This window comes from Sinorhizobium sp. CB7, assembly GCF_041357635.1.
Classification (GTDB): Bacteria; Pseudomonadota; Alphaproteobacteria; order Rhizobiales; family Rhizobiaceae; genus Rhizobium.
Genome location: NZ_JAULLL010000031.1, coordinates 1 through 17425 on the forward strand (window position 1 = coordinate 1; position 17425 = coordinate 17425).

A 17425-nucleotide genomic window follows, 5' to 3' on the forward strand; every position below is an offset into this window, starting at 1 on the left:
CGTTCGGGACGTGGGGGTCGAGTGTTCGAATCACTCCACTCCGACCAGAAAAGTCAATGACTTAACGAGCTTACAGAACAGTTTGAAAAGCTTTACGGACCGGTTGCGGACCGTTTGAGCAGCGGACCGATTAGAAAGCGTTCGCTGCCTGTTGCTGGAAGTCTGGGCTCGCATGCGCGTAAGTCCGTTCGAATTCCTCAGACGTCATGCCCAGAGAGGCCGCTGCCTGCTCAGTATCAACGCCAGCCTGCGCAAGCCAGGTCGCGCGGGTGTGACGCAGAACATGCGGCGTGACATCATCGCCAAATCCGGCCTCTGCCCGGATCGTCCGAAACGCTTTATGCGGCTTGATGAATTTATCACCCTGATAATGAACCGCATAACGCAATGTGACGGCTCTCCCTCCCTCGTCAATCGTCGTATCTGCTGCGTGCCAATATCGAAGGAACCGGAGGAGGCGCGGCGGTATCTTCACTGGCGTCTTGCGCTTATTGTGCATTGAGCGCTCGCCTTGTGCCTTGCGATAGATGACGCCTCGATCAAGATCGATATGGCCTCCGGTTGTGTTCGGAATCCATTGCAGGTTCAGAACGGCGGAAAGGCGCGTTCCTGTATAGAGCCCGACCATGATCAGGCGAACGAGATGACCGCACTGTTTCTTTTTCCTTGCCGCGCGCAGCAGCTTCGCGACTTCCTGCCTCGTCAGCCATGATTGCCGCGGCTCACCCTTATCCGGAAGCGTGACCTTCGGGACCATATCAAGCGTTTCTTCGGCATGATAATGGTTGATGGCTGCTCGAAGAACTTCGAGGTCACGCCTGGCGCCTCCCTCGTTGCCGCGATCGTCGGCATAATCCCGGCAAGTCTTGCCTTTGATCTCGGTTAACGTCATCTCCCCGAAGAACTCGTTCAAGCGCCCAATCATCGCTTCCGTTTCCTTCGGTCGAGCGGTCTTCGGGCATTTGTCCTGCAGATAGACAACGAGAACATCGCCAACTGTTATTTCAGCGGAACGACTTCCGCGCTGCGGCCGGTAGTTTTTTGCGATGTGTTCTGCGAGTTTTGCTTGCGCGCCTGCAACATCGTCCTCAGCGCATTCTGTGCTGATGCGCTGCCCTCCATCCTTGATGAACCACGTTCGAGTGTCTGGCCTAAGCCAGAGCCTTGCTGGTCGCTTTTTCTGCGGCATTTTTCCACCATTCTATTGATCCCGTTTCGCGTGACGAAATCCTTGTTGGCAATGCGGATCACCTCCAGATTACCTTTTGCCGCTTCAGTGCGGAGGGCGGATTTCGTCAGGCGACCATGAAAGAATATCCTGGCCGCTTCAGCAAGCGGAATTGGATCGTCGTCGCCGAGATCAAGTGTGCTCATTGTGACACCGTGCTACTATCCCCACCATGGAAGACCGTAAGCCCTTCGACCCTCTGACCTTCGAGACCGGACGAAAACCCGGAGAATGGCGGGACATCGGCAACACCGCTGACGTTGCGCTGTGGCTCATGCAAGAGTGGCGAGGCGACCCCGACGGCGAGGCGTACCAGACCGCGCTGAAAGTCTGCCTTTGGGTTCTCGACGGACAATTGCCGGCCGATGATGCGCGAGAGGCGTTCAAAGCAGCATTGAAAGAGGCCGGTCTGTTTTTTCGGGAGTGAGGTCATTGCTGCTCCTTCTCCTTGAAGGAAGCCTTCACCTCGGCTATGCGACGTTTAAGAAGCTGATCGGCTTCAAGAAGTCGGATATATGGCGACGGTTCGCCATCAGGCATTGCCAAGCATGCGAGCTGAGTGAAGAGGCGAGAAAGCGCCAATCTGCTGTAACGGAAGTTGCTCATTGGGCCGCCCCTCCATTGCGGTAAGAGGCGAGGGCGGCGACAATGATCATGTCATGAGCAAACTGCGCTTGATCCAACGTCGAGAATTGCAGCTTAAGATACGGCTTCCCGTCGCCCGCTACGCATGTCATGAACGATGGGGCCAAGGCGGCGCGAACGGCATCGATAGTTGCGACATCCCTTTTGGCATCCTCCAGCGCCTTCTCCAGCCCGTCGCGTTCAGCCTCGGCTTTGTACCGCGCGTTCTGGTGCTCGACGCGCTCGGCCTCGGTCTCGCGATACATGACATCGGCCATTTCCAAAGCTAGATCATACAGCCGCAGGTCATCGGCTGGCCCGCTTTCGGATTGCGGCAATTCAAGGTGGCCGCAAACGCAACGTAGGATCTCATCGTACGTGCCGACCTTCGCCGTCAGTCTCTCGACTTCCGCCTTGAGCTTGGTGATCTCTGCGGATTGTTCGGTGAGGCGTTGGGCGCCGTCTCGGCAAACTGCTGCGGCAAGCCTCTCGTCGCGCTTCTCGAATGTCCCTTGGATCGTCCTAAGCTCTCCGGCGATCTGAGACGTTGGAATGATATAGTCTTCCGGAATATCGCTCATCTACGCCTCGCTTGTCTGGGGTGGGGTGGTCTCGTCCTCGCGGGTGAGTGATGCGATGGCTGCGAGAATGGCGGCCTCTATCCTGCGGCGTGCATGTGGCGATACGTGCTCATGCGTCATGCCAGCGATGCATTCGCCAACGTGAACCCAGATCGCATTCCGTAGCCGCTCGACATCACCGCCATCATCTCCTTTGCTGGCCCGCGGGTTGATATCCTTGACCGCGAACGAGCGCTCGGCGTCCTTCTCGATGTCCCAGGCAATGAGGAGCCATTGCGGCTCGGGGTGCCAGTCTGTCGCGCCATATTCAAGGCGGATCGGGCGAACTGTTCGGGTTGCGATCTCGCCGCGCCAATTGCGATAGACGAATGTTAGAGGGGGCTCATCTCCTTTGCTGGCGGTGGAAAGAGGGGTGTGGAGGGCGGTGTAGCGGTCGGCAACGTAGGTCCACGCCACCGGCTCCTTTGCGCAGATGACGCCGCCGGTCTTTTCCAGCGCAATCGTGATATTGTGCCGAGCAATCTTCCATTCCGGATTGTCACGGTTCTTGCCGAAGAGCATATCTGTCAGCGCGTCAATCGGGTCGTGCTTGCCGGTCATCGTGAGGGTTCCTTCGGCTCAAAGCCTGATTTGGTGACGAAAAAGCCGCCGCCATCGACATCGAGCCCGATCATGGTGTTGTCGGATACCTTGGCTATTGCGGAATCTTGGGCGAGATACGCGACCTCTTGGGCACTGAGCCGAACGCCGACGCCCTTGTCAGCCGCAAGCATGATGCGGATGTACGGGTTGAATTTACCCACGGCCACCCTCCTTTGCCTCTGAGGGGCGGAGGGAGGCGCGGCCGTTCTCGTCTAGGGCTTTCAAAACGCTTTCGAGGATGTCGACGCACACCCGCTTTCGCGGCTCTGAAAGGCCGTCCCAGAAGTCCATGGAGCCGCCGAGCTGCGCTGCGTATTCGGCGCCCCAAAGAGCCATCGCCAATCGTGCTTCTGCATGTGGATGCAGGTTTCGCTTCACATTATCGCTCATGGCTGCTCTACCTCTACAAGCTTGAGAGCGGCTACGACCTTGTTGTAGACGACCACGCTATCGGCGGCTGGTACTTGGGGACCGAGGTAAGCTTCGACGGCCTTCAATGCCTCAATAAGCGCTTCGTGGCTGTTACAGGCTTTGACGATGAAGGCGGCGTTGGCGATCCACTCTTCCTGAGCATCAATTGGCAGTTCGGCATTAGCCACTTCACATATATGTTTATCAGCACCATAGACGCGAGGCGTCTCGCCAAATCGGATGTCGTCATCCATGCGCCAAGGCGTCGGCGTGTGTTTCGTTTCCATCCGTCCCTCCATTATTCCGGCTGGCGGGCGGCGCGGTTCAGCGCGACGGTCCGGCAAACGAGATCATAGGACTCGGCCAGTCTTGCCGATGGGCAGTTGTCCAGGCTCTTCCAAGGCGCATTTTCATGAATGCTCTGGAAGAAACCCTTCTGCTTCTCGGTGCACTCGGCCAAAAGATCAGCTATTGCCGCTCGGAGCGCATCGTCTTGAACTTGTCTTGCACTCGGGAATTCGCTCATCGCGCACTCTCCATCTCTGCGCCGGTATCGGGGTGGGTGTCTGCAGCCTTGAATAGCTCGACGACCGCGACTTCACGGGCATTGATCCGATAGCGCAGATCATCACCGGCATAGACGAAGAACCAATGGATGCCGTAGGTACCGAGGTTTTCCGTTTCCTCTTCAATCCTTGTGATACCGCCGTTACCGACAATATGGCCCATAGGGTATTCACCCTCTGCGCTAAGCCCTTCACCGATAATCGCTCGAATCTTCTGTCTGCTCATATCTCGCTCCTACTCTGCTTGCGCGCCGGTATCGGAAGGGGTGGTGAGGGCGCGAACCTCGGCAAGAAGATCACGTGGGAAGATGCTTTCCACGGCCTTGCATGTGTCGCCGGGAATATCCGCCCGTGCACCACAGAGAGGGCACGGAACGGATTCGTCATCCGCTGGGCAGCGGCGTGATGCCCACCATTCAATCTTCTTGAGAAGTTCCCGGAGGCGCTTGTTCATGCTTTCGACGCTGGCAAGCTGAGCGGCAATTGAGACAAGCGAAAACTCTTCGCCGTCCGTAGTCTCAGCAAGCCTCTCTTCCTCGTCCGATAGGCGCTTGATGCCCGCTTTAAGCCGACCTATTTCGCAAACGGCTTCATCGCGCTCTTTGGTGACTTCCGCAAGCGCCGGGGCCACTTCGCCGCAATACTGGCAGCTCCCCTGAGGCCAATATTTGTGCGGATGGCCGGTCCTGGAGCATGTGTCGTCAACCCCCACCACATGTGCTTGCTTGATCCAGTCGTGTTCAGACATCGGTCTTCTCCGTATCGCCGGTTACGACCAGTTCTGCTGGCACATACTTGATGCCGTGCTCTGGTGCGCCACCGTCATCTGCGTGGATGAAGTTGGTAGCCGGATCGAAGACGAAGGGCTCATTGGCGAGGAGCGCGTTGATAATCTCGCTCTCTGGCCCGGTATCGCCGGTATCGGCCGCTTCAGGGGTGATGGGGGAGAGGGAGGCGAGGGCGATGTAGAAGTCCACCCACTCGGGCGTGTCCTTCAAGCGCATCCCGTTGCTGTCTCGCCATGTGCCGTGGTTCATTGTCCCGTCGATTTCTTCGACAATCCTCTTCAAGCCTTTGGAGGCATCGATTAGGCGGTTTCCCGCCACCTCATCCCCGATCCTGTCCGTCTCCTTGGAGATGGGGGAGAGGCGGTAGCCGAGATCACTGGCGAGCGTCTGGAAGGCCTTGTCGAACGCCTTGGTAGATATCCGGTTCCACCGCTCGAATGCCTTCTTCTCATCTTCGTTTCGGAGATCTATCGCGCAGTTCGCGGCCATATTGAAACCGCCGAGCTGTTCCGCACTGCTCAGAAGGTCACGGATAAGGTGAATGGACTTGACGCGGGGGTCATTCATCATGGCTGCTGTTCCTGATACAGGCGGCGCGGGGGAAGGCTCGGCTTCGCCTGGCGCTTGATTGATTTCTCTGTTGGGGGGAAGCCGGCGGATCGGATAGGCTTGCTCGGGACTGGCTTGATGCCGAGGTGCTTCTTTCGGACGGCGGCTACACGGGACTTTTCCGCGACATCAAGAGCCGTCTTTTCTGTATGGCACTTGCGATGCGCTGGCTTTAGGTTCGTTTCCCGGTTTTCCCCGCCGTTGATGAGCGCTACGACATGGTCGAGATCCCACTTTTCGCCCGGCTGGATTTCTCTGCTGCAGAGATGGCAGCAGCGGTTATCCCGCTTCATGATACGATCACGCACCTTGCCAGAGGCGCGGTGGTCGTCTGTCTTGCCGATCCACTCTTCGACAGACCGGCTCATGACGCCACCTTCCGTGCGATCTGCTGGATCCACCAAAAAAGAGAAACCTTCCGCTTCTGCTCTTCCTGCAGCCTCCTCGTCATGATCTGCCGTTTAATCTTCGGAACTGCGAAACGAAGGCGCCTGTTAGGGTAGGCGGCGCACATTCTTTCTAGGAGGTCGATGATTTGGGATTCGGTCATTTGCCATCCTCCCAATCCCAGCGATGCAGATAGCCGACGAATGTAGGCGAGCCGTATCGCTGCTCAAACCACATCCGCATGTCTTCGTAGTCTTTGAAGCCGTCGAGGCGCGCGAACTCGTCTCTGTCACGGGGATGCTTGTTGACATCGCCAACGGTCAGATAGTCGGGACGGATCGCGATATAATCGACGCAGACAAGAACCGGATCTTCTTCAACAAGCTTGATGCAGTTCGGTGTTCTCTGCCCCGTGTACAGTTGCACATGATCGCCCACTTTCCCCCGCCTTGTTTGCCGGATTGTCTGTTTTTTAATGCGGTTCGCCACATCGGCCGCGAATTGAAATTGAAAATTGAAGGCGACCATTATGCTGCCCTCCCTTGCGCTGCGAGCGTCCCGCGCTCCGTTCCGATGAGATCGTCAAGGAACTCGAGAACGTCCGATTTGCTCTGCTGGAAGTCCTTCGCACCCATGGCCTTGAGGGATTGGCTCTTGGCCGTGTATCGCGTCACCGTGCATTCCCGGACATCGACAACAGAGAAATCGCCGATCGGGCGGACGTAGGCGGCAATCCGAAGTGCTTCCGCCTTCGAAGAGGCGACGATGGTATGAGTGTCGCACCATCCGGTTTTGATGAGAGCATAGGCCCGCAAATGCTCGGGAGATTCCGCGAACGGTAGGCCGGAATAGTCTTCCGGCAAATTCTTCCAAGCTTCATTGACCGAAGCGAAAAAATGTCTGTGACTGCTCATCGACCGGTCATGATGCTCTACCAGGGTGTAATGTTCCCCGACCGTGAAAGCCTGATCGCACTTGCGGGCGATGAAACGGGAGGAGGGTTCGAATGCCTCGCCATTCCAAACAAAATCGAGTGGTGCCGCCATGTTCGTTCACCCCGCCATCAAAGGATGCATGCGCAATGCATCGGTTTCGTGCTGAGACGGCGCGGTGCCGTACCGGCGGATGCGCTCGACCAGTTCGGCCAGCTCGTCATTGAACCGGTCGATCTCGTCGGCCATTTCCTTGATGTATTTTTCGTCCCGATAGACGCGGACGGTCAGCATCGGCAGGCGCGGCCAGTAAGAAACGAAATCCCACCATTCGCGTTCGGCCAGCCAGATATTGCCGTGAACTTGCGCCTTATGCTCGGGCGGCAGTCGGTCACGTTCGAGGCGGTCAATCTGGATGTGAGGGAGCGCAGTCTTGATCTCCAAGCCGCCGTTTTTGCCGACCAAGCTATCCGGGCTCGCGCCCTTGTCGCCGTTGCGGATGAAGCCGACGCGCTTAATTTCCGCCATCTCGACAAAGGCGTATGTCTCGCGGGCGTCGTCTTCCATGACCTTGCCGCGTTCCATATGGACGTTGGTGAAGGTCTCGGCCGGTTCGCCCGTCAGGATCTCGCCAGCAAGACGGCGCATATATTCGCTGCGCGTCTTACCTTCGCCCTTTGCCATCACGGTTGCGAACTTGCTCGCAGTCGGGATACCAAGACGCGCTTGAAACCAATCTGACTCACCCTGTTCGATGTCGAAGACCTGCATCATTGTGCGGCCCTCTGAGCCATCTTGGCTTTGCGCTCGTTCAGCATGCGAACAGCGCTATCAAACTGCCTTGCCAGCATATCCGGGACAGCCTCTATCTTGCCCAGTCGGCAAAACTGCTCGACGTCAGAGTCCGTCTCTTCAAGAAGGGAGAGAATGGTCTTCACCTGCTCTTTCGAGATGGTTTCAGGCGCGACCGGCTCCTTTACGCGGTTGCCGTCGTTGTCGTCGCCAGTGCTGATGTTGAACAGCATGCAAAGCAGGTACCGCCGGCCGTAAGTGGCCGTGCTCCCGAAAGCCTGCGTCCCGGTCTTGTTGACCTTGCCTTGCGCTCCGGCACCGTCGACGGGGATTTCACCGACGCCGTTGCGGACATGGCCTTCGGAGTGGGAGATTTCCCAGAGGATGCGCAATTCGCCGCGGTCGTTGTAGCCGTCTGGCTGGAAAGAAACCGCAAAGCCGTGCCTGTGAATGATCGGCATAGCCTGATCCTCGATCGCAGCTAGATCCGCATAGTTCGAATTGGTGTGAGAGTTGCGGCTCTTCTTGACGACGACAGGCAATTCAGCTTGGCAGGCAGACATTGCCGCGAAGTATGCCTTGCGTTCCTGGCGCTCCTGATCTTCGCGGGCTCGGTCTTCCATGCGTTCCTTCATGGCAAGCATCTTTTCGAGCCGGTCAATCGGAATATTCGGATCCAGCACAATGCGCTCGATCATGGCGACCATCGGCGCGTCACCGGCCGGGATGAGCTTGCTGTCTTCCTGTATGGCTATCGCACCCATGGGCGGTTCTCCTGTTCATCAAGAAACTTGTCGTGGAAATATTGATCTGCATTAGGGAGAGAGACGAACCAGACAAATCCGGCGATGACCCCGAAGACGACGCAGACCGAAAGCTGCGTAACGAGCGAAGGAAGAATGACCGGAGCCCTCTCCGCTGGCGGAGCCGCTACGCACTCACCAGGGAGGCAGGAACATTCGGTACCGCGAAGAGAGCAGGGGATCATGATCGGCCCTCAGCTTTGGCGATTGCTGCGTTGATGCCCTGCATGTCAAACCGCCCATCCACGTCCAGCCACAGTTGAGCGACCTTGAGCATGGAAAGAAGATCCGGAGCGGCGGCAGCCAGTCTGGCGCGCTCTTCCTTTCGAGGGCCAAAGACATGAATGCATTGAGCATCGATATCTCGAACCTCATTTTCCGGCCCGACGCGGTAGAAGTCCCGGCCGCGTTCAATGTCGCGCTTTGTGCCGAGATGGACTGCGACCCACTTGCTCATGAAGTGCTCCTCACTCAGCCGCGATCTGCGCGCCGAAGACGACGGGGAATAGAAGGGTTTCCGCACGGCTGGCGAAGCGGGAGAACTGGAAGACATCGCCGCCGTACTTTTTTGCGTCCAGCTCGGCCTCAAACTCGTCGTCGTATTCAAACGCCTCGTCCGCATCGGTAGACCATTCGAAAATGCCGTCGCCGAAATAGGCGAGGTAAAGAGCTGTGCCGGTGCTGCTGACGGCCTCAACATTCCATCTAGTGACCATTGCCATGTGATCGCCTCCTTGTGCGGGATCAACTTCGAAATCCGTCCAGTGAAGGGCGGATGCCGAAGGCGATCAGCCATTCCGGCGCCAGTTTGGGCCGAAGGCAGCGGTCATCATGATGTCGTTATGCAGATCGGCCTGAGCGCGCTGGATAATTATCGGGGAGTAGGTACCCGGCAGAACCTTGCCATCGATGTCATAGGCCACCTTCCCGAGGCGAACGCTCGTCAGGCCCTTCGACTTGAAGAAGTCCAGACGCTCAGCGCCTCGATGCGTGTTCCCAACCCAAATTTCGTTGGCTGCGCATTCGTTGTGGTGGTTCATCTTCCATCCTCTCTGTTGTGCCGGTTGCTCGGCTGATGAGCCTTTTCCGTTCTTGCTCAGGAACAAAATCCAAAACGTCTGTTTCTCTGGTGCCCTTGAACCTGATGCCTCGGTCGGGCGGTTCCCGAAGCTCTTCTCGTCCTGCTCGCCCCGAGCTGCGGCCTACATGGCAACCTCCTGGTCCGAGTTTTGGAAAGATCAGCCCAACTGGCTTCTTCGTTTCCGCTGCTTACAACATTCTTGTATCGCATGACGTGACAGATTGCAATAGGCATGTCACGCCCTACGATACAAAAAAATTGACATGAGAATCGCGGCCTGTATCATCTGATGTAACAAGTCAGAAGGAGATCAGGCTTAGATGGCTGAAAATGAAGGGAATGGGAGCCGAAACGGGCTGCCGGAATCGGTAAAGTGGTACAGGAACCGTGACGATTGGATGAAACTCGTGCTCCAGCACCCGGATTTGACTGCCGATCAGAAGGTTATCGGCATTTTTTTGGCAATGAGTACCAGCAGAAAACATCCACAGGCGAGCCCTCAGCAGACGACAATTGCAGAGGCCATCGGCGTTCGCGTGCTGACTGTAAAAAGAGCGGTGAAAAAGTTAGTCGATCTAGAATTGATCAAAAAGGAACAAGTGGAACGGGGCAAGCGTTCCCGATCAGTTAACCGTTACAGACTGATTCTTCCTTCGGAATCCTTCTAGGTATCACCAGAGATACTTAGACCCGATACCCCTAATAACTTAGGGCCTAATAACACATACTTTTCCCTATCAGGTTTGTAGCCTTATGGCGTAGAAGTTATTTGGGACAGGAAAACGCGCGAATTTTTTAAAAAGGTAACCACATCGTGAAAAACCGTAGTTGCGAAAACCCTAAAAGGGCCTCAAAACTGTAAATTGCAGGAGGCAAAGCGGCAAAAATGAAAACTAGGCGTGACGTGTTCAAAACAGTAGCAGGAGCCAGTATGGCGGCGGCGTTCTCGGCGCCGGCTGGATCTGAAGAAGAGGATGACTGTTTGAGCCGGGCAACTTTGTTGGCCAGCTCGATGGCGGAAAAGCATGGGGGTGAATGGATCGTTAAATTCGATCAGAAAACTGAATTCGTTCTGATATTTAGAAAACCGGCCTAGTCGGTGCCCGTTAGGGCTTTCAAAATTCTGATCGCCTGGTCGCGGTTCTTTTCATCGATCAGACGAACCAAATCAACGACTTCCCCTTCCTTTGTCGGATCGACAGTCAATAGGTCAGAGGGGGAGCACTCAAGGGCTTCTGCTAAGCCTTCGAGGATTTCCTGGGTGTAGGGCTGCTCAAAATTTTCGATGCGCCCAATGTTGGCATGAGATGTCAACGGAACCCCAGGTTCAATTTCCATACGATCGGCAAGCTTGCGCAATGAGAGACCGCGATAGGCTCTCCATTGCTTGATGTAATGTTTGCCGAGATTTCTTTTCATGTCCATGAGTTTAGCATCTTTTTTGTAAAAATGGTCACGCCACACGTGACAGCCATTGACAAGCTATGTCACGCCATGCGATACAAAGCGTATGAGCAAGACAACGCACCCCCTCATGGATCACCTACGCCAGAAAGGCGAGACGCTTTCCGGGTTCTCCCGGCGCGTAGAGCTCAGCCGCATGCAGTTGTACCGGATCATGGCCGGCGAAGGCACGACCCGGTCAACGATTGAAAAGATCATCGCAGCCACGGACGGCGGCGTCCCGGCCTCAGCGTTCATCAAAGAGCATGCGCGGGAGAACGCGGCATGAGCGCCCGTTTCTGGATGGTATATGGCCTTCATCAGCGGTCCCCGACTTTCCGGCACAAGACGGAAATGAGCGCCGTCGCAGAAGCGAAGCGCTTGGCCCGTCAAAACCCAGACGTTGAATTCTTCGTTCTCGAAACCACGCATCACGTCGTCAAGCGCGACGTGGACGTGACCGAGATCCGTCGCGAAGTTCGCCGCCCTTGTGATGATCCAGAAGACGACATTCCCTTTTAGGAGGACGCAAGCATGATCTTTTTCGGAGTCCTGTTCATCATCCTGATTATTGGCTGCTTCTTCATCTGCTTCGTGTCCGCCCTCGATGAATACCTTTTCCCCGCAACGGAGAAAGACGCGGACGAAGAGGAAGAGGGCGTCGATATTCACCCGTTCCTCTTAATCCGCGCCATGGAAGACAAGCTCAACCGCGGCCCTCTCGTTTGAATTCGAATGAGCGCGCGCCCCACAGCTCCACGCGCGCTCACCGTCGGTCCCGGCTATCTCCTCCCAGGCCGGGGCCGACAACCTTCAATCGGATCCGCTTATTCTGCAGCTTCATAACGACAGCCTGAACAGCGTTTCCGAGGGTCTGGAATTGGGCAGTCGGTTCTAACGCAGAACTCGAACCGACTGCAGCAGGAGACCGATGTAAGGCGGCAACGTCTCGGTCCTGCATCTGAATTGTAAGGCTCGCCGGATGCGGCGGACGAGGTGAGGCGGATAACTTCTCTTCCGCATGATGAGAGCGGTTCGCCTCACCTCCATTGGTTTCTTCCCTGTGCATCTCGTCTCTCCGTGAACAAGAGGACACTGGCACAGGAGATTTCGGAAATGTCAGAAAATGCTTTGGAGAAATCCGAAATGAGTACGCTCGAATTTTCATCGAGAGCTTTGAAGCAAAAAATCGCGCCGGCTGCCATCGCGGCAAGCGTCAGCGCTCGCATTCGCTATGCGGCGAACAAACTCGGCTGGTCCTACAATCGCACGAAAGACATCTGGTACGCGGATGAACGTTCGAGCGTGAGCGGCGACGAGCTGGTCGACATCGAGGAATATACGGGGCTCCGCTATGCAAGAAAATCCCTCCGGGAAAATGAAAAACTCATCGAGACCGCAAACGCTCTCTTGGATGGCGGCGATACGGGTAGCGTTCGCGCTTCGATCTCTGTCCTTCGCAAATTCATTCGCATTGTGGCTCGCACCAGAGCTGCGGCGCCAAAGCGAGGATAACGAGTGATGGCCGAGCACCTTTTATTCAGTGAGCACATGACCTCAAACGAGGTGCATCGGCCGATCGCCGAAACCTTCCTAGGTCAAGCCCATATTGCCGGTACCGGCCCTGAGGGCAAGACCTGCCGCGAATGCGTATTCTGGCATTGCTGGAAGTTTCGTAAGGTACCAGGGGGGGGCATCGAAGAAATTCCGGTAGAACCAGGATATTTCGGCAAGCGCCACGCTTCGAAGCCGCTGGAGCTGAAAAAGGCTCACTGCAACCGGCCAATCCTGAACAAGGCGTCTCGGCTCGTCCCGCACCACGCCAAGGCGTGCCGGTTGTTCGAGAAGGACGAAAATCCTTTGCCAGCTCGGAGGCCTGAATGATGTTCAGCCTCCACGAAAAACTCGAAGAAGTCGAGAAGATCATAACCAACACTCGCGGATGGATCTCCAGCCATGGCCCTGGCAGCAAAAATCCGTGGCCTCAGCATGAGTGCGACGTGAAACAGCGTCGCCTCGATGTCCTCAAGGCAGTTCGCGACGACTACGCCAATGCGATTGATCGCAAGCGGGGTGCGGCATGACCGGGCCAATAGCGTTCAATCTCTTCCGCGACGGTCACGATACGAAGACCATCAGCATCATGCTCGGAATACCTTCGGAAGCCTTCATCTACAACGCAATTCAGCGCGAGCGGGAGCGCCGCCGGAAGATCTCCGAATCCTCCAAAGCCTACTGGCGCAAGCGCCGGGACGAAAACTGGAGGCTTCGCGGATGACAGCGCGCCTCGAACTTCCTTTTCCGCTTCCTGTCTCCGCCTGCTTCGAAAACATCCCGAAGATAGGGCGCAGAGCAACACAGCGCTACCGCGAGTGGACGAATGAAGCCCTATGGATGCTGAAGGCTCAGAAGGCCCCACGGTTCACCGGCGAGGTATCTATATCGATCGGCCTCGTTGCGCCAGACAAGCGCGCCAGGGACTGCGACAACACGCTTAAATGCATCATGGACGCACTCGTTAAGGCGTCGGTGATCAAGGACGATTCCAACAAATACGTTCGGCGCGTGACGGTCCAGTGGGTTCCATCTGGGGCGCCTTGCACTGTGCTGATCTCAGAATTCGAGGATGTCGCGGCATGAGCAACGTCATTTCTCTCTATGATCGTCAGACAAAGGCTTGGGAAGAATATGTCGCGGCTCAGCGCCATGCGCAGCTTTCCGGCCGCATCGAGGATGGTATTGCCGCCGGGAAGGCATGGCGCCGGTGGCTCGATCTATTCATGACGCCAGACCAGCGCGCGGCGATCGGGACGAAGGCTTCCGCATGAACGCGCCTGTCTTCTCATCGACCGCCTATATCGCTGAAATAGAACAGAATGTTCTTGGCTCGCTCATGTTTGGCGGTGATGCCCGCGATACTCTCGCGATGCTGGACGAGCGGCATTTTATCGAACCATTCCACCAAGTGCTTTATCGCGCCATCAAGGCTGCTCGGGAGCAATACGGGATCGGAAATCCGGCCGTTGTCGCCAAGCTAATATCTGATGCCGACAAGGAAGCTTTCAAGAAATCATCCGGCCAGGATATCGGCCCTTATCTCGCCAGGTTGCTTGGATCTGCCACCGTCGGCGCCGCGGCGTCTTCAACGGAGAACGCGAAGAAAATCATTGAACAGTGGGCTCGCTTATCTCTGGCTGATGAAGCGGGGCGCATATATGCCGCGGCGAACGATCCGCAGTCCGATGTGAAAATCATTGCCCATGAAGCGGCTAAGGCTATTGACGACATCATGGCGGAGGTCCGCGCCGGCCGCGTGAAGCGAACAAGGGTGTCTGTCGGAAATGCCACACAGCGGGCCATCGATGCAGCTCTGGAAGCCAAGCAGAACGGTTCCGGCCTTACTGGTATCTCATGGGGCTTGACTGATCTCAACAGGATGACCGGCGGCATTCAGCGACGTGATTTGACACTGATTGGCGCCAGGCCGTCCATGGGTAAATCGACCGTCGCCTTTTCCGTCGCGCTCAAGGCTGCCAAGAACGGCCATTGCTGCGGGATTATCTCCCTGGAGATGGACGCCGAGAAGGTTGCAGCCCGCGCTCTGTCGGATTTCCTGTACGACTGGCGGGCCAAAATCCCCTATGTCGATGTCATCCGCGGCGATATCTCCCAGAGCCAACTGGACCTCATCTGCGAAGCCCAGATCAAGCTTGATCAGCTTCCCTTGATCATCGATGAGCAGTCAGGCCAGACGATGACGGATATCCGTGTTCGCGCCGAACGGATGATGGAAGAGAGTATCGCCGCGGGGAATCCGCTTTCCGTGCTCTTCATCGACCATTTGGGCCTCATCCGCCCATCGTCGCGCTACAGCGGCAATCGCACCAACGAAATAGCCGAAATTACATCAGGCGCCAAATCGCTCGCCAGAGAGCTTAATATAGCAGTTGTGCTTTTGTCGCAGCTTAATCGAGCGCTGGAATCTCGTGAAGAGAAAAGGCCTCAGCTTTCCGACCTTCGCGATTCCGGCGCGATCGAGCAAGACGCCGACATGATCGCCTTCCTGTTCCGTGAGGCATATTACCTCGAACGCGAGCAGGGCGGCTCCATGGAAGAAGTGGCAGAACGTGCCGATCGCATCGCTGGTGTCCAGCATCGTTTAGAATTCATCATCGCAAAGCAACGCAACGGCCCGCTCGGGACAGTCAACCTGTTTGCCGACATGCCTTTCTGTGCTGTTCGTAATGGAGAGCGGCAATGACGATTAGTGCAAATACTCTACGCCTTCTCATGCAGGCAGGCATTGACGGGGAAGCGCTCCTTCAGATCGTGGAATCAATGGAGCGCGATATTCCCGCGGAAAAGCCTAGGTCTTCTGCCGCCATTCGACAGCAGCGTTACCGCGAGCGCCTTTCGTTATCTGCTTCTGAATGGGATGACCTCCGAGACTTCATAAAAAAGAGAGACAATTATACGTGCGGGTACTGCGGCTCTCGCCTTGCCCCTCTCCACGTAGATCACATCATCCCCTTGATTCAAGGCGGATCCAACGACCCAGAAAACCTGATTACAGCTTGCTTAATATGCAACACGGGAAAATCTGGTCGTACCCCAGAACAGTGGAGGGACTGCACATGGCAGTGATAGCATTGGCTGTAAAACACATGCTTGCGGCCGGTATGGACCACGCAGCCATTATTGCCGCCGTTGAAGAAATGGAAGCGCACGGAGCGCCGCAGCGGTCTGCTCGGCAAGAGCGGAATAGGCGTTATTATGAGGGTAAAAAGGCGTCTGAAAAGCGTCTTAAAACGTCTGAAACGTCTTACTCAGACGCAAAAGGTACCCTTGATAAAGAAGGGTTTCCCCATACCCCTTCCGAAGAAATTAATCCCCCAAAAGAAAAGACCCCTAAAGGGGTCCAAAAGAAATCCCCGCGGGCTTTTCTCGAAGCAGTTCTGTCGCCAACACAGGCCGGCGCCGTTCTGGAGCACAGGCAGCGTATTCGAAAGCCTTTGACCGAGCGAGCGGCGGAGCTTCTGTCGGCAAGGTTTGCTAGAGCCCCAGAGGTTGGATTCACGCCAGATCAGGCCGCCGATCTGATGATTTCCCGCGGCTGGCAAAGTTTCGAACTTGATTGGGCGAAAAATGCTGCCCCGCCTGTCGTCAAGGCGCTCTCAACCGCAGGAACGGACGAGGCTTGGATGCGACGGCTGAAATTCGCACGCCTTCAGCGCGTCTGGAGCGTCGAAGAATTCGGCCCAATGCCAGGGGCGCAAGGTTGCCGTGTGCCGGCGCATCTCCTCGAACCGTCAGACGGCCAAGGCTGGCGAGAACAATCATTCCAACAGCCGAAAAGGAGCGTGGCATGATTGAATGCCCTCTCACAGAGCGTCAGCTTCGAGTCGTCTCCAAACTGGCTACCGGAGCCCCTGCAAAGACTGTAGCAGGTGATCTGAACATGACCTTGGCCTCCGTTCACAACGATATCCAGCGGGCGCTTCAGAAAATCCCCGCCGGCAATTCGGTTGGACTTGTCGCATTTGCAATTCGAAAGGGCTGGATCTGAATGAAGCAAGCCAAGAAGACAAAACCCAAGCCGCTCACGTGGAAACCCAAAGTCGAGACCAAGACCGTCGTCATCGACAACCCGTATTACTCCCGAGCTCATGACGCAGACGGCGGGAATCGGCTAAAGATCGAAGCGCATATGAACCTCCGGGAAAGCCCCGTAGCCATGATGGCGGCCCGCGGTCATATCGAGCCGCACCAGTTGCAAGCGGCATTCCATTTTCGTCTCCTCTGGGAAGCCCTCGGCGGAGCTGGAGCGGGCGCGATCGACTACACCAAGGAACCGGTAGACGGAGGCGGATCTCGCGATCCCATCAGCCTTAAGCAGCTCGACGCCGGAAGGAAGCTCAATGATTGCCGGGAAGTTATCGGCCCCAGGCATTACGATATCGTCAGAAAGGTGGCTGGAGAAGGGCAGGCCATCGCCTCTATCGTCTCTACGCAGCGCGAGCGGAATACCATGGCTGATTACCTCAGAGACGGCTTGGAAGATTTGGCCGCGTTCTGGGGTTACAAAACCGCGAAAAACACTAGGAAAACCGCTTGACATGGCGTTGCCAACCTTAAGGTCGCTTGGTATATAGATGATATGCGGGTGATTTGCGCATAAACGCAGTCGAATCATTCAGAGTTTGGAACGCAGGCTTAGAAGGTTGCTTTGACCGAGCGGGAAGGCCATTCAAACCGGAGCTTACCGGTAGACACCGCCGCGAGATAACCGATGGCACTGTCCTGCGTTCCAAAGCCAATTAGGCGACGGCCGCCGAAGATAGCCGTAGTCGGAGAAAAGTGGCTGGCAATCGTCGTGAGGGCCTACTCCTGGCAACAGGACCGACTAGCGTAACAATTCGAGGCAATCGCTTCAACGATATCGGGAAGGCGGCCCAGTCATCCGGCTGCTGATGTGGGGAATGATGACCTCCTCGCCACATCCCTTCCCGACCACCTCAGCCCCGCCATAGAGCGGGGT

The 17425-nt window shown here is 56.3% G+C and carries 36 protein-coding genes; 16 read left to right on the forward strand and 20 right to left on the reverse strand.

The features are described 5' to 3' along the window. Positions 1-130 precede the first annotated feature (130 nt). Together AAE029_RS34060 and AAE029_RS34065 are read right to left on the reverse strand one after the other, a co-directional pair. Positions 131-925 (reverse strand): tyrosine-type recombinase/integrase, encoded by a 795-nt coding sequence (locus AAE029_RS34060; protein WP_371077359.1) that lies wholly within the window; start codon positions 923-925, stop codon positions 131-133. A 74-nt stretch (positions 926-999) separates the two neighbouring features. After that, positions 1000-1374, reverse strand: a complete 375-nt coding sequence (locus AAE029_RS34065; protein WP_371077360.1) for a hypothetical protein — start codon at positions 1372-1374, stop codon at positions 1000-1002. 26 nt (positions 1375-1400) lie between these two features. Between AAE029_RS34065 and AAE029_RS34070 the strand changes: the two genes are divergently transcribed. Continuing rightward, positions 1401-1655, forward strand: coding sequence for a DUF982 domain-containing protein (locus AAE029_RS34070; protein WP_371077361.1), 255 nt, complete (start codon positions 1401-1403; stop codon positions 1653-1655). Between the two features lie 175 nt (positions 1656-1830). Here the strand turns inward: AAE029_RS34070 and AAE029_RS34075 are convergent, their stop codons facing one another. From AAE029_RS34075 to AAE029_RS34155, 17 genes are all read right to left on the reverse strand, one after another. Continuing rightward, positions 1831-2433 carry a hypothetical protein gene (locus AAE029_RS34075; RefSeq protein WP_371077362.1) on the reverse strand — a complete coding sequence of 201 codons (603 nt, stop codon included), beginning with the start codon at positions 2431-2433 and terminating at the stop codon, positions 1831-1833. Beyond that, a complete protein-coding gene (locus AAE029_RS34080) occupies positions 2434-3033 on the reverse strand; it encodes a hypothetical protein (protein ID WP_371077363.1) in 600 nt (199 codons plus the stop codon). Further along, on the reverse strand, positions 3030-3236 hold the full coding sequence (locus AAE029_RS34085; protein WP_371077364.1) for a hypothetical protein: 207 nt from the start codon (positions 3234-3236) through the stop codon (positions 3030-3032). Before AAE029_RS34085 ends, AAE029_RS34080 begins: the two co-directional genes overlap by 4 nt. Continuing rightward, a complete protein-coding gene (locus AAE029_RS34090; protein WP_371077365.1) occupies positions 3229-3465 on the reverse strand; it encodes a hypothetical protein in 237 nt (78 codons plus the stop codon). Before AAE029_RS34090 ends, AAE029_RS34085 begins: the two co-directional genes overlap by 8 nt. Continuing rightward, positions 3462-3773 carry a hypothetical protein gene (locus AAE029_RS34095; protein WP_371077366.1) on the reverse strand — a complete coding sequence of 104 codons (312 nt, stop codon included), beginning with the start codon at positions 3771-3773 and terminating at the stop codon, positions 3462-3464. The genes AAE029_RS34090 and AAE029_RS34095 overlap by 4 nt, the downstream gene beginning before the upstream one ends. An 11-nt stretch (positions 3774-3784) precedes the next feature. Continuing rightward, a complete protein-coding gene (locus tag AAE029_RS34100) occupies positions 3785-4012 on the reverse strand; it encodes a hypothetical protein (protein ID WP_371077367.1) in 228 nt (75 codons plus the stop codon). Next, positions 4009-4278: a hypothetical protein gene (locus AAE029_RS34105; RefSeq protein WP_371077368.1), complete on the reverse strand. Its 270-nt coding sequence runs from the start codon at positions 4276-4278 to the stop codon at positions 4009-4011. The genes AAE029_RS34100 and AAE029_RS34105 overlap by 4 nt, the downstream gene beginning before the upstream one ends. A 9-nt stretch (positions 4279-4287) precedes the next feature. After that, on the reverse strand, positions 4288-4800 hold the full coding sequence (locus tag AAE029_RS34110) for a hypothetical protein (RefSeq protein ID WP_371077369.1): 513 nt from the start codon (positions 4798-4800) through the stop codon (positions 4288-4290). Further along, positions 4793-5410: a hypothetical protein gene (locus tag AAE029_RS34115; RefSeq protein WP_371077370.1), complete on the reverse strand. Its 618-nt coding sequence runs from the start codon at positions 5408-5410 to the stop codon at positions 4793-4795. Before AAE029_RS34115 ends, AAE029_RS34110 begins: the two co-directional genes overlap by 8 nt. Beyond that, the gene (locus AAE029_RS34120) at positions 5407-5817 is read right to left on the reverse strand and encodes an HNH endonuclease (protein WP_371077371.1); all 411 of its coding nucleotides are present in this window, start codon (positions 5815-5817) and stop codon (positions 5407-5409) included. Before AAE029_RS34120 ends, AAE029_RS34115 begins: the two co-directional genes overlap by 4 nt. A 178-nt stretch (positions 5818-5995) precedes the next feature. Continuing rightward, positions 5996-6364: an ASCH domain-containing protein gene (locus AAE029_RS34125; RefSeq protein WP_371077372.1), complete on the reverse strand. Its 369-nt coding sequence runs from the start codon at positions 6362-6364 to the stop codon at positions 5996-5998. Continuing rightward, complete coding sequence (locus AAE029_RS34130; protein WP_371077373.1) at positions 6364-6882, reverse strand: hypothetical protein; 519 nt, start codon at positions 6880-6882, stop codon at positions 6364-6366. Before AAE029_RS34130 ends, AAE029_RS34125 begins: the two co-directional genes overlap by 1 nt. Positions 6883-6888: 6 nt before the next feature. Then, complete coding sequence (locus AAE029_RS34135) at positions 6889-7542, reverse strand: lambda exonuclease family protein (RefSeq protein WP_371077374.1); 654 nt, start codon at positions 7540-7542, stop codon at positions 6889-6891. Then, the gene (locus AAE029_RS34140) at positions 7539-8324 is read right to left on the reverse strand and encodes an ERF family protein (RefSeq protein ID WP_371077375.1); all 786 of its coding nucleotides are present in this window, start codon (positions 8322-8324) and stop codon (positions 7539-7541) included. Before AAE029_RS34140 ends, AAE029_RS34135 begins: the two co-directional genes overlap by 4 nt. A gap of 220 nt (positions 8325-8544) precedes the next feature. Further along, the gene (locus AAE029_RS34145; RefSeq protein WP_371077376.1) at positions 8545-8820 is read right to left on the reverse strand and encodes a hypothetical protein; all 276 of its coding nucleotides are present in this window, start codon (positions 8818-8820) and stop codon (positions 8545-8547) included. Between the two features lie 10 nt (positions 8821-8830). Next, positions 8831-9085: a hypothetical protein gene (locus AAE029_RS34150; protein ID WP_371077377.1), complete on the reverse strand. Its 255-nt coding sequence runs from the start codon at positions 9083-9085 to the stop codon at positions 8831-8833. Between the two features lie 66 nt (positions 9086-9151). Then, positions 9152-9403 carry a hypothetical protein gene (locus tag AAE029_RS34155; protein ID WP_371077378.1) on the reverse strand — a complete coding sequence of 84 codons (252 nt, stop codon included), beginning with the start codon at positions 9401-9403 and terminating at the stop codon, positions 9152-9154. A gap of 361 nt (positions 9404-9764) precedes the next feature. On the opposite strand from AAE029_RS34155, the gene AAE029_RS34160 reads away from it, so the two are divergent. After that, positions 9765-10112 (forward strand): hypothetical protein, encoded by a 348-nt coding sequence (locus AAE029_RS34160; protein WP_371077379.1) that lies wholly within the window; start codon positions 9765-9767, stop codon positions 10110-10112. A gap of 424 nt (positions 10113-10536) precedes the next feature. Here AAE029_RS34160 and AAE029_RS34165 read toward each other — a convergent pair whose 3' ends face one another. Beyond that, entirely contained in the window at positions 10537-10869 is a 333-nt protein-coding gene (locus AAE029_RS34165) for a helix-turn-helix domain-containing protein (protein ID WP_371077380.1), read from the reverse strand. 85 nt (positions 10870-10954) lie between these two features. Here AAE029_RS34165 and AAE029_RS34170 point away from each other — a divergent pair, with 85 nt between their 5' ends. From AAE029_RS34170 to AAE029_RS34235, 14 genes are all read left to right on the forward strand, one after another. Continuing rightward, positions 10955-11176, forward strand: coding sequence for a hypothetical protein (locus AAE029_RS34170; RefSeq protein ID WP_371077381.1), 222 nt, complete (start codon positions 10955-10957; stop codon positions 11174-11176). After that, positions 11173-11409, forward strand: a complete 237-nt coding sequence (locus AAE029_RS34175) for a hypothetical protein (RefSeq protein ID WP_371077382.1) — start codon at positions 11173-11175, stop codon at positions 11407-11409. The genes AAE029_RS34170 and AAE029_RS34175 overlap by 4 nt, the downstream gene beginning before the upstream one ends. Positions 11410-11421: 12 nt before the next feature. Continuing rightward, the gene (locus AAE029_RS34180) at positions 11422-11616 is read left to right on the forward strand and encodes a hypothetical protein (RefSeq protein ID WP_371077383.1); all 195 of its coding nucleotides are present in this window, start codon (positions 11422-11424) and stop codon (positions 11614-11616) included. 417 nt (positions 11617-12033) lie between these two features. Continuing rightward, positions 12034-12402 (forward strand): hypothetical protein, encoded by a 369-nt coding sequence (locus AAE029_RS34185; protein WP_371077384.1) that lies wholly within the window; start codon positions 12034-12036, stop codon positions 12400-12402. Positions 12403-12408: 6 nt separating this feature from the next. Continuing rightward, the gene (locus AAE029_RS34190; RefSeq protein WP_371077385.1) at positions 12409-12771 is read left to right on the forward strand and encodes a hypothetical protein; all 363 of its coding nucleotides are present in this window, start codon (positions 12409-12411) and stop codon (positions 12769-12771) included. Continuing rightward, positions 12768-12971, forward strand: coding sequence for a hypothetical protein (locus AAE029_RS34195; protein ID WP_371077386.1), 204 nt, complete (start codon positions 12768-12770; stop codon positions 12969-12971). The genes AAE029_RS34190 and AAE029_RS34195 overlap by 4 nt, the downstream gene beginning before the upstream one ends. Continuing rightward, positions 12968-13165, forward strand: a complete 198-nt coding sequence (locus tag AAE029_RS34200) for a hypothetical protein (RefSeq protein ID WP_371077387.1) — start codon at positions 12968-12970, stop codon at positions 13163-13165. Before AAE029_RS34195 ends, AAE029_RS34200 begins: the two co-directional genes overlap by 4 nt. Further along, positions 13162-13527: a RusA family crossover junction endodeoxyribonuclease gene (locus AAE029_RS34205; RefSeq protein WP_371077388.1), complete on the forward strand. Its 366-nt coding sequence runs from the start codon at positions 13162-13164 to the stop codon at positions 13525-13527. The genes AAE029_RS34200 and AAE029_RS34205 overlap by 4 nt, the downstream gene beginning before the upstream one ends. Then, positions 13524-13715 (forward strand): hypothetical protein, encoded by a 192-nt coding sequence (locus tag AAE029_RS34210; RefSeq protein ID WP_371077389.1) that lies wholly within the window; start codon positions 13524-13526, stop codon positions 13713-13715. The genes AAE029_RS34205 and AAE029_RS34210 overlap by 4 nt, the downstream gene beginning before the upstream one ends. Next, positions 13712-15148 (forward strand): replicative DNA helicase, encoded by a 1437-nt coding sequence (locus AAE029_RS34215; RefSeq protein WP_371077390.1) that lies wholly within the window; start codon positions 13712-13714, stop codon positions 15146-15148. Before AAE029_RS34210 ends, AAE029_RS34215 begins: the two co-directional genes overlap by 4 nt. A 77-nt stretch (positions 15149-15225) precedes the next feature. Then, positions 15226-15531 carry an HNH endonuclease gene (locus tag AAE029_RS34220; protein WP_371077422.1) on the forward strand — a complete coding sequence of 102 codons (306 nt, stop codon included), beginning with the start codon at positions 15226-15228 and terminating at the stop codon, positions 15529-15531. Continuing rightward, the gene (locus AAE029_RS34225; RefSeq protein WP_371077391.1) at positions 15522-16256 is read left to right on the forward strand and encodes a hypothetical protein; all 735 of its coding nucleotides are present in this window, start codon (positions 15522-15524) and stop codon (positions 16254-16256) included. Before AAE029_RS34220 ends, AAE029_RS34225 begins: the two co-directional genes overlap by 10 nt. Beyond that, positions 16253-16453 (forward strand): LuxR C-terminal-related transcriptional regulator, encoded by a 201-nt coding sequence (locus tag AAE029_RS34230; RefSeq protein WP_371077392.1) that lies wholly within the window; start codon positions 16253-16255, stop codon positions 16451-16453. Before AAE029_RS34225 ends, AAE029_RS34230 begins: the two co-directional genes overlap by 4 nt. After that, positions 16454-17002, forward strand: coding sequence for a hypothetical protein (locus tag AAE029_RS34235; protein WP_371077393.1), 549 nt, complete (start codon positions 16454-16456; stop codon positions 17000-17002). Positions 17003-17425 lie beyond the last annotated feature (423 nt).

Excerpts from the sequence above, each read along its gene's own strand:
- AAE029_RS34175 (WP_371077382.1), top strand. The coding sequence starts at position 11,173 with ATGAGCGCCCGTTTCTGGATGGTATATGGCCTTCATCAGCGGTCCCCG.
- AAE029_RS34105 (WP_371077368.1), bottom strand. The coding sequence starts at position 4,278 with ATGAGCAGACAGAAGATTCGAGCGATTATCGGTGAAGGGCTTAGCGCA.
- AAE029_RS34225 (WP_371077391.1), top strand. The coding sequence starts at position 15,522 with ATGGCAGTGATAGCATTGGCTGTAAAACACATGCTTGCGGCCGGTATG.
- AAE029_RS34215 (WP_371077390.1), top strand. The coding sequence starts at position 13,712 with ATGAACGCGCCTGTCTTCTCATCGACCGCCTATATCGCTGAAATAGAA.
- AAE029_RS34080 (WP_371077363.1), bottom strand. The coding sequence starts at position 3,033 with ATGACCGGCAAGCACGACCCGATTGACGCGCTGACAGATATGCTCTTC.
- AAE029_RS34110 (WP_371077369.1), bottom strand. The coding sequence starts at position 4,800 with ATGTCTGAACACGACTGGATCAAGCAAGCACATGTGGTGGGGGTTGAC.
- AAE029_RS34075 (WP_371077362.1), bottom strand. The coding sequence starts at position 2,433 with ATGAGCGATATTCCGGAAGACTATATCATTCCAACGTCTCAGATCGCC.
- AAE029_RS34090 (WP_371077365.1), bottom strand. The coding sequence starts at position 3,465 with ATGAGCGATAATGTGAAGCGAAACCTGCATCCACATGCAGAAGCACGA.
- AAE029_RS34200 (WP_371077387.1), top strand. The coding sequence starts at position 12,968 with ATGACCGGGCCAATAGCGTTCAATCTCTTCCGCGACGGTCACGATACG.
- AAE029_RS34195 (WP_371077386.1), top strand. The coding sequence starts at position 12,768 with ATGATGTTCAGCCTCCACGAAAAACTCGAAGAAGTCGAGAAGATCATA.
- AAE029_RS34060 (WP_371077359.1), bottom strand. The coding sequence starts at position 925 with ATGATTGGGCGCTTGAACGAGTTCTTCGGGGAGATGACGTTAACCGAG.
- AAE029_RS34160 (WP_371077379.1), top strand. The coding sequence starts at position 9,765 with ATGGCTGAAAATGAAGGGAATGGGAGCCGAAACGGGCTGCCGGAATCG.
- AAE029_RS34115 (WP_371077370.1), bottom strand. The coding sequence starts at position 5,410 with ATGATGAATGACCCCCGCGTCAAGTCCATTCACCTTATCCGTGACCTT.
- AAE029_RS34095 (WP_371077366.1), bottom strand. The coding sequence starts at position 3,773 with ATGGAAACGAAACACACGCCGACGCCTTGGCGCATGGATGACGACATC.
- AAE029_RS34150 (WP_371077377.1), bottom strand. The coding sequence starts at position 9,085 with ATGGCAATGGTCACTAGATGGAATGTTGAGGCCGTCAGCAGCACCGGC.
- AAE029_RS34220 (WP_371077422.1), top strand. The coding sequence starts at position 15,226 with ATGGAGCGCGATATTCCCGCGGAAAAGCCTAGGTCTTCTGCCGCCATT.
- AAE029_RS34165 (WP_371077380.1), bottom strand. The coding sequence starts at position 10,869 with ATGGACATGAAAAGAAATCTCGGCAAACATTACATCAAGCAATGGAGA.
- AAE029_RS34230 (WP_371077392.1), top strand. The coding sequence starts at position 16,253 with ATGATTGAATGCCCTCTCACAGAGCGTCAGCTTCGAGTCGTCTCCAAA.
- AAE029_RS34145 (WP_371077376.1), bottom strand. The coding sequence starts at position 8,820 with ATGAGCAAGTGGGTCGCAGTCCATCTCGGCACAAAGCGCGACATTGAA.
- AAE029_RS34070 (WP_371077361.1), top strand. The coding sequence starts at position 1,401 with ATGGAAGACCGTAAGCCCTTCGACCCTCTGACCTTCGAGACCGGACGA.
- AAE029_RS34130 (WP_371077373.1), bottom strand. The coding sequence starts at position 6,882 with ATGGCGGCACCACTCGATTTTGTTTGGAATGGCGAGGCATTCGAACCC.
- AAE029_RS34100 (WP_371077367.1), bottom strand. The coding sequence starts at position 4,012 with ATGAGCGAATTCCCGAGTGCAAGACAAGTTCAAGACGATGCGCTCCGA.
- AAE029_RS34205 (WP_371077388.1), top strand. The coding sequence starts at position 13,162 with ATGACAGCGCGCCTCGAACTTCCTTTTCCGCTTCCTGTCTCCGCCTGC.
- AAE029_RS34185 (WP_371077384.1), top strand. The coding sequence starts at position 12,034 with ATGAGTACGCTCGAATTTTCATCGAGAGCTTTGAAGCAAAAAATCGCG.
- AAE029_RS34140 (WP_371077375.1), bottom strand. The coding sequence starts at position 8,324 with ATGGGTGCGATAGCCATACAGGAAGACAGCAAGCTCATCCCGGCCGGT.
- AAE029_RS34135 (WP_371077374.1), bottom strand. The coding sequence starts at position 7,542 with ATGATGCAGGTCTTCGACATCGAACAGGGTGAGTCAGATTGGTTTCAA.
- AAE029_RS34065 (WP_371077360.1), bottom strand. The coding sequence starts at position 1,374 with ATGAGCACACTTGATCTCGGCGACGACGATCCAATTCCGCTTGCTGAA.
- AAE029_RS34190 (WP_371077385.1), top strand. The coding sequence starts at position 12,409 with ATGGCCGAGCACCTTTTATTCAGTGAGCACATGACCTCAAACGAGGTG.
- AAE029_RS34125 (WP_371077372.1), bottom strand. The coding sequence starts at position 6,364 with ATGGTCGCCTTCAATTTTCAATTTCAATTCGCGGCCGATGTGGCGAAC.
- AAE029_RS34180 (WP_371077383.1), top strand. The coding sequence starts at position 11,422 with ATGATCTTTTTCGGAGTCCTGTTCATCATCCTGATTATTGGCTGCTTC.
- AAE029_RS34120 (WP_371077371.1), bottom strand. The coding sequence starts at position 5,817 with ATGAGCCGGTCTGTCGAAGAGTGGATCGGCAAGACAGACGACCACCGC.
- AAE029_RS34235 (WP_371077393.1), top strand. The coding sequence starts at position 16,454 with ATGAAGCAAGCCAAGAAGACAAAACCCAAGCCGCTCACGTGGAAACCC.
- AAE029_RS34155 (WP_371077378.1), bottom strand. The coding sequence starts at position 9,403 with ATGAACCACCACAACGAATGCGCAGCCAACGAAATTTGGGTTGGGAAC.
- AAE029_RS34210 (WP_371077389.1), top strand. The coding sequence starts at position 13,524 with ATGAGCAACGTCATTTCTCTCTATGATCGTCAGACAAAGGCTTGGGAA.
- AAE029_RS34170 (WP_371077381.1), top strand. The coding sequence starts at position 10,955 with ATGAGCAAGACAACGCACCCCCTCATGGATCACCTACGCCAGAAAGGC.